The organism is Streptomyces sp. RKAG293, assembly GCF_023701745.1.
In the GTDB taxonomy this organism is placed as follows: domain Bacteria; phylum Actinomycetota; class Actinomycetes; order Streptomycetales; family Streptomycetaceae; genus Actinacidiphila.
The window spans coordinates 2,490,201-2,501,832 of record NZ_JAJOZB010000001.1; the positions used below are offsets into that span (position 1 = coordinate 2,490,201).

At 68.6% G+C, this 11,632-nt stretch carries 12 protein-coding genes and 1 rRNA gene; 4 read left to right on the plus strand and 9 right to left on the minus strand.

The features are described from left to right. Position 1: 1 nt before the first annotated feature. The 3 genes from LNW72_RS10970 to LNW72_RS10980 form a co-directional block, all read right to left on the minus strand. A 16S ribosomal RNA gene (locus LNW72_RS10970) occupies positions 2–1,524 on the minus strand. Positions 1,525–2,085: 561 nt separating this feature from the next. Then, positions 2,086–3,345 carry a tyrosine--tRNA ligase gene (gene tyrS, locus LNW72_RS10975; protein WP_250975224.1) on the minus strand — a complete coding sequence of 420 codons (1,260 nt, stop codon included), beginning with the start codon at positions 3,343–3,345 and terminating at the stop codon, positions 2,086–2,088. 115 nt (positions 3,346–3,460) lie between these two features. Next, positions 3,461–4,123 (minus strand): DNA-3-methyladenine glycosylase, encoded by a 663-nt coding sequence (locus LNW72_RS10980; RefSeq protein WP_250975225.1) that lies wholly within the window; start codon positions 4,121–4,123, stop codon positions 3,461–3,463. Between the two features lie 102 nt (positions 4,124–4,225). On the opposite strand from LNW72_RS10980, the gene LNW72_RS10985 reads away from it, so the two are divergent. From LNW72_RS10985 to LNW72_RS10995, 3 genes are all read left to right on the plus strand, one after another. Further along, a complete protein-coding gene (locus LNW72_RS10985) occupies positions 4,226–5,008 on the plus strand; it encodes a sporulation protein (protein WP_250975226.1) in 783 nt (260 codons plus the stop codon). A gap of 84 nt (positions 5,009–5,092) precedes the next feature. Beyond that, a complete protein-coding gene (locus LNW72_RS10990; protein WP_250975227.1) occupies positions 5,093–5,632 on the plus strand; it encodes a YbhB/YbcL family Raf kinase inhibitor-like protein in 540 nt (179 codons plus the stop codon). 458 nt (positions 5,633–6,090) lie between these two features. Then, positions 6,091–6,594 (plus strand): HNH endonuclease, encoded by a 504-nt coding sequence (locus LNW72_RS10995; RefSeq protein WP_250975228.1) that lies wholly within the window; start codon positions 6,091–6,093, stop codon positions 6,592–6,594. 76 nt (positions 6,595–6,670) lie between these two features. Here LNW72_RS10995 and LNW72_RS11000 read toward each other — a convergent pair whose 3' ends face one another. From LNW72_RS11000 to LNW72_RS11015, 4 genes are all read right to left on the minus strand, one after another. After that, positions 6,671–7,438: a sulfite exporter TauE/SafE family protein gene (locus tag LNW72_RS11000; protein WP_250975229.1), complete on the minus strand. Its 768-nt coding sequence runs from the start codon at positions 7,436–7,438 to the stop codon at positions 6,671–6,673. 49 nt (positions 7,439–7,487) lie between these two features. Next, positions 7,488–8,471 carry an SPFH domain-containing protein gene (locus LNW72_RS11005; protein WP_250975230.1) on the minus strand — a complete coding sequence of 328 codons (984 nt, stop codon included), beginning with the start codon at positions 8,469–8,471 and terminating at the stop codon, positions 7,488–7,490. A 134-nt stretch (positions 8,472–8,605) separates the two neighbouring features. Continuing rightward, positions 8,606–9,028 carry an NfeD family protein gene (locus LNW72_RS11010; protein ID WP_138354958.1) on the minus strand — a complete coding sequence of 141 codons (423 nt, stop codon included), beginning with the start codon at positions 9,026–9,028 and terminating at the stop codon, positions 8,606–8,608. A 132-nt stretch (positions 9,029–9,160) separates the two neighbouring features. Next, on the minus strand, positions 9,161–9,970 hold the full coding sequence (locus LNW72_RS11015) for an ABC transporter ATP-binding protein (protein ID WP_164298432.1): 810 nt from the start codon (positions 9,968–9,970) through the stop codon (positions 9,161–9,163). An 81-nt stretch (positions 9,971–10,051) separates the two neighbouring features. Between LNW72_RS11015 and LNW72_RS11020 the strand changes: the two genes are divergently transcribed. After that, positions 10,052–10,837, plus strand: a complete 786-nt coding sequence (locus tag LNW72_RS11020; protein ID WP_138354960.1) for a hypothetical protein — start codon at positions 10,052–10,054, stop codon at positions 10,835–10,837. An 84-nt stretch (positions 10,838–10,921) separates the two neighbouring features. Here LNW72_RS11020 and LNW72_RS11025 read toward each other — a convergent pair whose 3' ends face one another. Together LNW72_RS11025 and LNW72_RS11030 are read right to left on the minus strand one after the other, a co-directional pair. Continuing rightward, positions 10,922–11,164, minus strand: coding sequence for a chaplin (locus LNW72_RS11025; RefSeq protein ID WP_138354961.1), 243 nt, complete (start codon positions 11,162–11,164; stop codon positions 10,922–10,924). Positions 11,165–11,365: 201 nt separating this feature from the next. Next, positions 11,366–11,611, minus strand: a complete 246-nt coding sequence (locus LNW72_RS11030) for a chaplin (RefSeq protein WP_250975231.1) — start codon at positions 11,609–11,611, stop codon at positions 11,366–11,368. Between the last annotated feature and the right edge of the window lie 21 nt (positions 11,612–11,632).

Consider the following 11,632-nt stretch of genomic DNA (forward strand, 5'->3'; position numbering starts at 1 on the left):
GAAAGGAGGTGATCCAGCCGCACCTTCCGGTACGGCTACCTTGTTACGACTTCGTCCCAATCGCCAGTCCCACCTTCGACGACTCCCTCCCTTGCGGGTTGGGCCATCGGCTTCGGGTGTTACCGACTTTCGTGACGTGACGGGCGGTGTGTACAAGGCCCGGGAACGTATTCACCGCAGCAATGCTGATCTGCGATTACTAGCAACTCCGACTTCATGGGGTCGAGTTGCAGACCCCAATCCGAACTGAGGCCGGCTTTTTGAGATTCGCTCCACCTTGCGGTATCGCAGCTCATTGTACCGACCATTGTAGCACGTGTGCAGCCCAAGACATAAGGGGCATGATGACTTGACGTCGTCCCCACCTTCCTCCGAGTTGACCCCGGCGGTCTCCTGTGAGTCCCCATCACCCCGAAGGGCATGCTGGCAACACAGAACAGGGGTTGCGCTCGTTGCGGGACTTAACCCAACATCTCACGACACGAGCTGACGACAGCCATGCACCACCTGTACACCGACCACAAGGGGGGCCGTATCTCTACGGCTTTCCGGTGTATGTCAAGCCTTGGTAAGGTTCTTCGCGTTGCGTCGAATTAAGCCACATGCTCCGCTGCTTGTGCGGGCCCCCGTCAATTCCTTTGAGTTTTAGCCTTGCGGCCGTACTCCCCAGGCGGGGAACTTAATGCGTTAGCTGCGGCACCGACGACGTGGAATGTCGCCAACACCTAGTTCCCAACGTTTACGGCGTGGACTACCAGGGTATCTAATCCTGTTCGCTCCCCACGCTTTCGCTCCTCAGCGTCAGTAATGGCCCAGAGATCCGCCTTCGCCACCGGTGTTCCTCCTGATATCTGCGCATTTCACCGCTACACCAGGAATTCCGATCTCCCCTACCACACTCTAGTCTGCCCGTATCGAATGCAGACCCGGGGTTAAGCCCCGGGCTTTCACATCCGACGTGACAGACCGCCTACGAGCTCTTTACGCCCAATAATTCCGGACAACGCTCGCACCCTACGTATTACCGCGGCTGCTGGCACGTAGTTAGCCGGTGCTTCTTCTGCAGGTACCGTCACTTGCGCTTCTTCCCTGCTGAAAGAGGTTTACAACCCGAAGGCCGTCATCCCTCACGCGGCGTCGCTGCATCAGGCTTTCGCCCATTGTGCAATATTCCCCACTGCTGCCTCCCGTAGGAGTCTGGGCCGTGTCTCAGTCCCAGTGTGGCCGGTCGCCCTCTCAGGCCGGCTACCCGTCGTCGCCTTGGTAGGCCATTACCCCACCAACAAGCTGATAGGCCGCGGGCTCATCCTTCACCGCCGGAGCTTTTAACCCACCCCCAGGAGGAGGAGAGTGTTATCCGGTATTAGACCCCGTTTCCAGGGCTTGTCCCAGAGTGAAGGGCAGATTGCCCACGTGTTACTCACCCGTTCGCCACTAATCCACCCGAAGGCTTCATCGTTCGACTTGCATGTGTTAAGCACGCCGCCAGCGTTCGTCCTGAGCCAGGATCAAACTCTCCGTGAATGTCTCCACGCAAGAGCGGCACCACCGGCCGGAATAAGGCCCGTGGTGCACAGCGTCCTCGCTGTGTAATTGCCTCCCACCAGTTCCCGTCCCGAAGGACCGGAGGGCGGAAGGACTTTTTCAAAGGAACCACCAAACGAAACCCGAATGGGTTCCGCCCGGGGTGTTTTAAGTCTGGCGTTGACTTTTGGCACGCTGTTGAGTTCTCAAGGAACGGACGCTTCCTTCGGTGCCGTTTTACCGGCGCCCTCCGGGCTTCCCTTCGTGTTTCTCAGCTTAGCAGATCCGATTTCCCGTTTCTGCCACCCGCTGAGGCGGGTTTTTTTTTCTCGCCTTGCGGCGATGACCACTACGTTAGCCGATTTCCTGCCACGCTCATAATCGAGCTATTCGGACTGAATTTCGGCGCACCGAAAAGCAACCCTGTCGGGAAGTCGTAGTAGTGGGTGGCCACCCCCGCGGGGATCCGGACGAACCGGACGCACCGTTTCAAGCGGCTCGGACTACATTACGGAGGAGCGGCGGCAGAGTCAAGCTCGACCGCCGCTCAAACGCACGATTTCAGCCGACCTCGACGGCAGCCAGGCTCTTCTTGCCGCGGCGGAGCACGAGCCACCGGCCGTGCAGCAGGTCGGACTCGGCCGGCACCGCGTCCTCGCTGGTCACCTTGGCGTTGTTCAGGTAGGCGCCACCCTCCTTGATGGCCCGGCGGGCGGCCGACTTACTGGCCACCAGCTCCACCGCGGTCAGCAGGTCGACGACCGGCTCCAGAGCCGTGACCTTGGCGTACGGCAGCTCGGAGAGAGCGGCCGCCAGCGTGGCCTCGTCCAGGTCCGTCAGCTCCCCCTGGCCGAAAAGCGCCTTGGACGCATCGGTGACAGCGGTGCACTGGGCGGCCCCGTGGACCAGGGTCGTCAGTTCTTCCGCCAGGGCACGCTGGGCGGCGCGGGCCTGGGGGCGCTCCTCGGTGAGGCGCTCCAGCTCCTCGATCTCCTCGCGGGACTTGAAGCTGAAGATGCGCAGGAACTTGGAGATGTCACGGTCGTCGGCGTTCAGCCAGAACTGGAAGAAGGCGTACGGCGTGGTCATCTCGGGGTCGAGCCAGATCGCGCCGCCCTCGGTCTTGCCGAACTTGGTGCCGTCCGCCTTGGTGATCAGCGGGGTGGCGAGGGCGTGGACGGAGGCGCCCTCGACGCGGTGGATCAGGTCGATGCCGGCCGTGAGGTTGCCCCACTGGTCGCTGCCGCCGGTCTGCATGGTGCAGCCGTAGCGCCGGTAGAGCTCCAGGAAGTCCATCCCCTGGAGGATCTGGTAGCTGAACTCGGTGTAGCTGATGCCCTGGTCGGAGTTGAGGCGCCGGGCGACGGCTTCCTTGGCGATCATCTTGTTGACGCGGAAGTGCTTGCCCACGTCGCGCAGGAACTCGATCGCCGACATCCCGGACGTCCAGTCCAGGTTGTTCACCATCGTCGCGGCGTTCGGCCCCTCGAAGGAGAGGAAGGGCTCGATCTGCCCGCGGACCCGCTCGACCCAGTCCGCGACGACCTCGGGAGCGTTGAGCGTCCGCTCCGCCGACGGCTTGGGGTCGCCGATCAGGCCGGTGGCCCCGCCGACCAGGCCCAGCGGCCGGTTGCCCGCCTGCTGCAGCCGCCGGATGGTGAGGATCTGCACCAGGTTGCCGAGGTGCAGGCTGGGCGCCGTGGGGTCGAAGCCGCAATAGACCGTGACCGGGCCGTCCGTGAACGCCTTGCGCAGTGCGTCCTCGTCAGTGGATACGGCGATCAGCCCGCGCCACTGCAGCTCGTCGACGATGTCCGTCACGGTTCTCTTGTCTCCTTGGGTCAATGCGATGAGTCGGTGCTCCGCGGTCCGCGCACCATGGCGGTCGCAGAGCGTCTGTACAGCGTGTCCGAGAGTACGCGGTCATGGCGAGTCGTTATGGGCGGCGTCTCGGGGTGTGGGCACGGTAGGGACTGACGGTGGGGTCGCCGTCGATCCAGAAGCGCCAGGGGTGGACGGCTCCCGCACCGCCGACACCGGTACGGGGCCCGGTGCGCACCAGGCCGGCGGGTGGCGGAGTACCGGTGAGGACGCGGAACGGGCTGCCGGCCGGTTCGCCCGCAGGACCGGTATAGGGGTCGCAGACGTCGGATCCGTTGAGCGACCGGTCGACGGAGAGCGCGGTGGCCAGCCGGGCCGGGCCCTGGGCGAGGTCGGTGTCCTTGCGGGAGGTGGGACGGTTCGCGCGGGCGAGGTCCTCCCCACGGGTGATCTCGCCACCCCGCAGCAGGACCCCGCTCGGCGTGCCCTCGGGGCCGCAGACCAGGTTCAGGCAGTGCCACATTCCGTATGTGAAGTACACGTAGGTGTGGCCGGGCGGGCCGAACATCACCGCGTTGCGTTCGGTGCGGCCCCGGTAGGCGTGCGATCCCGGGTCGACGGGTCCCGCGTAGGCCTCCACCTCGGTGAGGCGCAGCTCGATCGGGCCGTCCGGGGTGTCGCGGACGAGGATCCGGCCGAGGAGGTCCGGTGCGATGTCGAGGACCGGGCGGTCGAAGAAGGGCCGGGCGAGCGGGGCCCTTTCCGCGTCGGCGATCATGCGGTACGAGGGTACTGGAACCGTTCGCCGCGGTTCCGCGTTCGTACAGACCATAGATAACGTAAAGAAACAGTCAACCGCCGGTATGAGGAGTGGGACAACGTGGGCTTCAAGAAGCTGCTTGCGAGCATGGGTGCCGGTGGGGCGTCCGTCGAGACGGTGCTGACGGACCCGAACGTGGTGCCGGGCGGCATCGTCCAGGGTGAGGTGCGCATCCAGGGCGGTTCGGTCGCGCAGCAGATCGAGGGGCTCTCCGTCGGGCTGCAGGCCCGCGTCGAGGTCGAGAGCGGCGACAACGAGTACAAGCAGGACATCGAGTTCCACCGGCAGCGGCTGGGCGGGGCGTTCGAGGTGGCGCCGGGGGCCGTGCACACCGTGCCGTTCGGGCTGGAGATCCCGTGGGAGACGCCGGTCACGACGTTCCTCGGCCGGCATCTGTCGGGGATGAACATCGGGGTGACGACCGAGCTGGCGATCGCCCGCGCGGTGGACTCGGGTGACCTCGACCCGGTCAGCGTGCACCCGCTGCCGGCGCAGCAGGCGCTGCTGGACGCGTTCGGGCAGTTGGGCTTCGCGTTCAAGGCCGCGGACCTGGAGAAGGGGCACATCCGGGGGACCCGGCAGCGGCTGCCGTTCTACCAGGAGATCGAGTTCCGGGCCCCGCACCAGTACCGGGGGCTGAACCAGGTGGAGCTGACCTTCATCGCGGACGGCAACGAGATGGACGTGATCCTGGAGATGGACAAGAAGCCGGGGCTGTTCGGCGAGGGCAGCGACTCGTACCGGTCGTTCACGGTCGGGCTGCAGTCCTTCCAGGGCACCGACTGGGCCGCGTACCTGAATCAGTGGCTGGCGGAGGTCGGCGGCAAGCGCAACTGGTTCTAGGGATCTAGGCTCGGAGCGCGGAAGGCTGCCGCGGCGCAGGCCGGCGGCAGTCGATGACTGTTCTTGCGATCAGGAGGTGTCGAGGTGACCGAGCAGAAGCGGCGGCCGCTCCCCCACGAGTTCCATCCGCCGGTGCCGTCGTTCACGGTGGTGAGCGATGACGTGGCGCCGGGCGGGGTGTTGAAGGACGAGCAGGTGTACGCGGCGGGGAACACGTCACCGCAGCTGCGGTGGGAGGGCTTCCCCGAGGGGACGAAGAGTTTCGCCGTCACGTGCTACGACCCGGACGCGCCGACCGGCAGCGGTTTCTGGCACTGGTCGCTCATCGACATCCCCGTGTCCGTCACCGAGCTGCCCGCGGGTGCGGGCGGCGGTGACTTCAAGGGGCTGCCCGAGGGCGCGCTGCACGTCAGGAACGACTACGGGACGCGGGACTTCGGCGGGGCCGCGCCGCCGCCGGGGGACGGTTCGCACCGCTATGTCTTCACCGTGTACGCGGTGGACACCGAGAAGCTCGGGCCGGACGCGGACGCCTCGCCGGCCGTGATCGGTTTCAATCTCCGCTTCCACACGCTGGGCCGCGCTCAGCTGATCGGCGAGTACGAGGCACCGGCCGGTACCTGACGGCCGGCGGCCCGCCGCTCGGGCAGACGGCCCGCCGCGGCAGGCGGGCGCCCGTTAATTGCGTTGCGCCCCGGCGCCCTGAATCGCACAGTGGTACGTGTCTGGTGGTGGCCCACCATCACCGGGCAGCCGGTACCGCGGTAGCGGGGGCGGCGGGGCGGCGCGTCGTGGTGGTTCTCGCCCGCGCGCTGCCGGCCGTCCGCCGGAACCAGGTGTTTCCCGCCCGGTGTCCGCGCCGGCTGCCGTACGCTCCGGACGCTTCCGTTTCGCACGGGGGGAAGCGTCCGGGGCGTTCGGCGTTTTTCGCCGTCCCGCCGACCGCCACCCGCCCGGGATCCGCTCCCGCACCCCGCCGATCCCCTTTCCCCGCACGGTAATTGCGTTGTCCGCCGGGGGTCCGCGAGGCACAGTGGATCCACTTCGCCATGGGGCGGGGACGGATCCTTGGGGTGGGCGGAATGCGTGAGACTCTGGTGCTGAACGCGAGTTTCGAGCCGCTGTCGACGGTGTCGCTGCGGCGTGCCGTGGTGCTGGTCATGCAGGAGAAGGCCGTCGTCGAGCAGGCGCATCCCGGGCTGCGCATCCGCGCGGCGGCCGTCGAGGTTCCGGTTCCGCTGGTGATCAGGCTGCGCCGATACGTCCGGGTGCCCTTCCGACAACGGGCCTCGTGGTCGCGGCGGGGGGTGCTGGTGCGTGACCGGCACCGGTGCGCTTACTGCGGTCGCCGGGCGAGCACGGTGGACCACATCGTTCCGCGGTCGCGCGGCGGTGGGGACACCTGGCTGAACACGGTCGCGGCCTGCGCCGAGGACAACGGCCGCAAGGCGGACCGGACTCCTGAGCAGGCCGGGATGCGGCTGCTGACGCAGCCGTTCGAGCCGACGCCGGCGGACACTCTGCTGCTGGCGCTGGGGATCAGGGACAACGACGCGCTGCCGGGGTGGCTGGCGCTGCCGGCCTGATCCCGGTGGGGCGCGGACGGCGGCGGGCCCGGGACGGTGTGAGCACCGTCCCGGGCCCGCCGCCGCACGCGGCCGGTCATCTGAGGACGAGCTGGACGATGGCCACGATGCCGACGGCGACGATGACGCCGCGCAGCGCCGCCGGCGGCAGCCGGCGGCCGATGCGGGCGCCGAAGATGCCGCCGAGGGTGGCTCCGGCGGCGATGAGGCCGACGGCGGCCCAGTTGAAGTCGGCGACGAAGAGGAAGAACACGGCGGCGATGCCGTTGACGAGCATGCCCAGGACGTTCTTGACGCCGTTGATCCGCTGCAGGTCGTCATGGAGCAGCAGGCCCATCAGCGACAGGTAGAGGACGCCCTGGGCGGCCCCGAAGTAGCCGCCGTACATGCTGGCGAGGAAGAGTCCGGCGAGCAGCAGCGGGCCGCCGTCGGTGGGGACCTCGGTGCCCTCGCGTTCGCGGCGGGCCTTGATGGCGCGGGCGAGGCGGGGCTGCAGTACGACCAGGACCAGGGCCAGCCCGATGAGTACGGGGACGATCGCGTCGAACGCGCTGGACGGCAGGGTCAGCAGCAGGATCGCGCCGGCCAGGCCGCCGGCCAGTGCGGCGGAGCCGAGCCGGATGACGCGCCGGCGCTGGCCGCGCAGTTCACGGCGGTAGCCGATGGCGCCGCTGAGCGAACCGGGCACCAGGCCGAGGGCGTTGGAGACGTTCGCGGTGATCGGCGGGAGGCCTACGGCGAGCAGTACCGGGAACGTGATGAGGGTGCCGGAGCCGACGATGGTGTTGATGGTGCCGGCGCCGATACCCGCCGCGAAGACGGCGAGTGCCTCCCAGAACGTCACGCTGTGCCCCTCGATGACCGGTGTCGGATACACCGATCATGCCCGAGGGTCAGTCCTTGTCGAAGCGTGGGGTCTCGCGGCGCGGGGCGGGGAAGTCGTCGCCGCCCCCGCTGTTGCCGTTGCTGCCGCCGTTGTTCCCGCCGCCGGCGCCGTTGGACGGGGCGCCGGGGAGATTGACGATGCCGCCGAGGCCCTTGAGCGCGTCGTTGAGCTCGCTGGGGATGATCCAGAGCTTGTTGGCGTCCCCCTGCGCGATCTTCGGGAGCATCTGGAGGTACTGGTAGGCCAGCAGCTTCTGGTCCGGGTCGCCCGCGTGGATGGACTCGAAGACCGTACGGATGGCCTGGGCCTCACCCTCGGCGCGCAGCGCGGCGGCCTTGGCGTCACCTTCGGCGCGCAGGATGGAGGACTGCTTCTCACCTTCGGCGGTGAGGATCTGGGACTGCCGGATGCCTTCGGCGGTGAGGATCGCGGCGCGCTTGTCGCGGTCCGCGCGCATCTGCTTCTCCATCGAGTCCTGGATGGAGGTGGGCGGCTCGATCGCCTTGAGCTCGACGCGGTTGACGCGGATGCCCCACTTGCCGGTGGCCTCGTCCAGGACGCCGCGCAGCGCCGCGTTGATCTCCTCGCGGGAGGTCAGCGTCCGTTCCAGGTCCATGCCGCCGATGATGTTGCGGAGCGTGGTGACGGTGAGCTGCTCGATCGCCTGGATGTAGCTGGCGACTTCGTACGTCGCCGCGCGGGCGTCGGTGACCTGGTAGTAGATGACCGTGTCGATGTTGACGACCAGGTTGTCCTGGGTGATCACCGGCTGCGGCGGGAACGGCACGACCTGCTCGCGGAGGTCGATGCGGTTGCGGATCGTGTCGATGAACGGAACGACGATGTTCAGGCCCGCGCTCAACGTCCGCGTGTAGCGGCCGAATCGTTCGACGATGGCGGCACTCGCCTGTGGGATGACCTGGACCGTCTTGATGAGCGCGACGAAGACGAGCACCACCAGGATGATCAGGACGATGATGATCGGCTGCATGTCCACTCCCGCGCCGTTTGCGGACGTACTACGACATGATCAATTCTCGCAGACCACTGCGGCGGTGCGCTCAGGTTCGGCGAATTCCCGGAGCACGACCGCGGCGGCCGTATCGGTTGGTCGGAAGTCCTCGGTCACATGACGACGGCCGTCGCGCCGTCGATCTCCACGACGTCCACCTTCTCGCCCGGGTCGAAGCTCCGTTCCTCGTCGAGGGCGCGCGCCGACCAGATCTCTCCGGCGAGCTTGATGCGTCCGCCGCCGCCGTCGACCCGTTCGAGGACGACGGCCTGCCGCCCCCTCAGCGCGTCGATCCCGGTGCGCAGTTCGGGCCGCTGCGTCCGGTGCTTGTAGGCGATCGGGCGGACGACCGCGAGAAGTGCGACCGAGACGATCACGAAGACGATGACCTGGACGACGATGCCGCCGCCGAGCGCGGCGACGATCGCCCCCGCGACGGCGCCGACCGCGAACATCCCGAATTCGGGCATCGTCGTGATCACCAGCGGTATGCCGAGTCCTACGGCGGCGATCAGCCACCACACCCATGGGTCCACCTCCCCATCGTAGGGGGGCGGGGGTGATCTGTGACAGGCCTTCCGTGCGCGGGGGCGGGCGCGGGGAAGCACGAACGGGCGTGCCGCCGGGGGGCGTTACAGGCTGCTCCCCCCCGGCCGGGCGGCCGATTCCTAAGAGAGCGGCAGTCCCGCGGCGGTCCAGCGGTCGCCCCTGCGCTCGACGACCAGCGGGAGGCCGAAGCAGCGGGAGAGGTTGCGCGAGGTGAGTTCCAGCTCGACCGGTCCTGCGGCGACGACCTTGCCCTGGCGGATCATGAGGACGTGGGTGAAGCCGGGGGCGATCTCCTCGACATGGTGGGTCACCATGATCATGGAGGGTGCGATCGGGTCGCGGGCGAGCCGGCCGAGGCGGCGTACCAGGTCCTCACGGCCGCCGAGGTCCAGGCCGGCCGCGGGCTCGTCGAGGAGCAGCAGCTCCGGGTCGGTCATCATGGCGCGGGCGATCAGGGTGCGCTTGCGCTCGCCCTCGGACAGGGTGCCGAACTTGCGGTCCAGGTAGTCGGACATGCCCAGCCGGTCGAGGAAGGCGCGGGCGCGGTCCTCGTCGACCTTCTCGTAACTCTCCCGCCAGTGCGCGGTCATGCCGTACGCGGCGGTGAGCACGGTCTGCAGGACGGTCTGGCCGCGCGGCATCTTGTCCGCCATGGCCGCGCCGGCCATGCCGATGCGGGGGCGCAGTTCGAAGACGTCGACGCTGCCGAGCTTCTCGCCGAGCACCTGGACGGTGCCGGTGGTCGGGAAGAGATAGCTGGAGGCGACATTGAGCAGGGTGGTCTTTCCCGCGCCGTTCGGTCCGAGGATCACCCAGCGTTCGCCCTCGGCGACCGACCACGAGACCTGGTCCACCAGAGCCCGCCCGTCGCGGACCACCGATACGTCCACCAGCTCCAGCACATCGCTCATGAGCGCGTTGTCTCCCATTGCAGTCTCGGTTGTCACGGGCAGAGCCCCGAGGGAAAACCTACGCCACGCGTCGGGCGCTCCACTCCTTAGGCTGGGGGGATGCTTGATGAACCTCGATCAGGACGGCTGGCGGCGTGGGGAAATGCCCTACTTGCCGGACTTGCCGCACCGGATGATGTCGCCCAGGAGGTCCTGGGCGAGGACGCGGTCCACCGGATGACCGGACTGCCGGGCGAGACCGGCCCGGTCGGGCTGACGCTCGGCCTCGGCCGGCTGCGCGCGCTCGGGACGACCGGGCTGCGGGTCGCGCTGCCCGCGCCGGGACATCCGCTGGGCCTCAGCGGCCCGGCGGATTTCAACGCGCGGGCGCTGGCCGCGGGCGAGGCCGTGATCGCGGTCGGCGGCCCGGCGCTCGGCCTCGTACCCGAAGTGAGCGAGGCCGGGCCGCGCGGCGATGTGCATGTGGAGGTGGAGTGGAAGTGCCTGGAGGTGCGGCAGGGCCCGCCGGCCGATGTGCCGTCGCTCGGCGAGGCCGAGCGGGAGCTGGCCGAGGCGCTGCGGGACACCACCGAGGCGCTGACCCGGCTGGACGTGGCGGGGGCGGGGCCGGCCGCGCAGGCCGCCCTGGACGCGTACCGGGCGCGTGCGGAGCGCGGCCGTGATCTGCTGGCGCCCGGCTATCCGCCGCGGGCGGTACGGGTGCTGGCGCTGGCGCAGCGGGTCGGCGCCCTGGTCGCCATCGCCTCCGACGGGCACGGGGGTGCGGTGAGCGCGTCGGAGATCGCCGCGCGTGCGGAGCTGCTGCGGCCGGTGGAGCGGACCGCGCGGCGGGCGCAGGTGGCGGCGTACAACGCGTACGTGGAGGAGTCGGAGCGCCGGGCCTGAGCCGCACCGGGATGACGTGGAAGGCCCCGCGGTCCGCCGGTGTCACCGGTGGAACGCGGGGCCTTCACGGTCGTGCGGGGCTGGTCAGCCGATGTTCGACGACGCGTTGCCGAACGCCGGGTTGAGCAGGCCGATCACGTTGACGGTGTTGCCCGTCACGTTGACCGGGACGTGCACCGGCACCTGGAGCAGGTTGCCGGACAGCACGCCCGGGGAGTCGGTGGCGGAGCCACAGGCATCGGCGCTCGCGAACGCGGAACCGGCGGAGACACCCGCGGCGATTCCGGTGACGGCGATGACCAGGGCGGCCTTTTTGGCAGTGTTCATGGGAAACGATCCTCCTGTTGCGGTACGGCCCAGCCGCGGGGCCGCACGGTGATGAACGCCCGGCCCGGCCGGATGACACGGGGCGCGGACCGGATACGTCCGAAGGGATCACCGGATCGAACGCACGGGGGTTCGATCGAACGCATCGGCCCCGGAAGCGGTGCCTCCGGGGCCGGTCGTCGCGGCGGGGCCGCGGCGGGACTACTGGTTGACGCACTCGTTCCCGAACGCCGGGTTCAGGAGACCGATCACGTTCACGGTGTTGCCGCAGAGGTTGACCGGGACGTGCACGGGAACCTGGAGCAGGTTGCCGGAGAGGACGCCGGGCGAGCCCTCGGCCACGCCGTGGGCCTCGGCGCCGCTGTGGGCGGAGGCGACACCGGCTCCGGCCATGGCGAGCCCGCCCGCGACGAAGGTGACGGCCGCGGCGGTCTTCAGGATCTTCACTTCGAACTTCCTCCTTGCAGG

What these genes read in the sequence shown, in the direction of transcription:
- LNW72_RS10995 (WP_250975228.1), top strand. Translation starts at nt 6,091, where the DNA reads ATGCGTGAGACTCTGGTGCTGAACGCGAGTTTCGAGCCGCTGTCGACG.
- LNW72_RS11020 (WP_138354960.1), top strand. Translation starts at nt 10,052, where the DNA reads ATGCTTGATGAACCTCGATCAGGACGGCTGGCGGCGTGGGGAAATGCC.
- LNW72_RS11015 (WP_164298432.1), bottom strand. Translation starts at nt 9,970, where the DNA reads ATGGGAGACAACGCGCTCATGAGCGATGTGCTGGAGCTGGTGGACGTA.
- LNW72_RS11025 (WP_138354961.1), bottom strand. Translation starts at nt 11,164, where the DNA reads ATGAACACTGCCAAAAAGGCCGCCCTGGTCATCGCCGTCACCGGAATC.
- LNW72_RS10980 (WP_250975225.1), bottom strand. Translation starts at nt 4,123, where the DNA reads ATGATCGCCGACGCGGAAAGGGCCCCGCTCGCCCGGCCCTTCTTCGAC.
- LNW72_RS11005 (WP_250975230.1), bottom strand. Translation starts at nt 8,471, where the DNA reads ATGCAGCCGATCATCATCGTCCTGATCATCCTGGTGGTGCTCGTCTTC.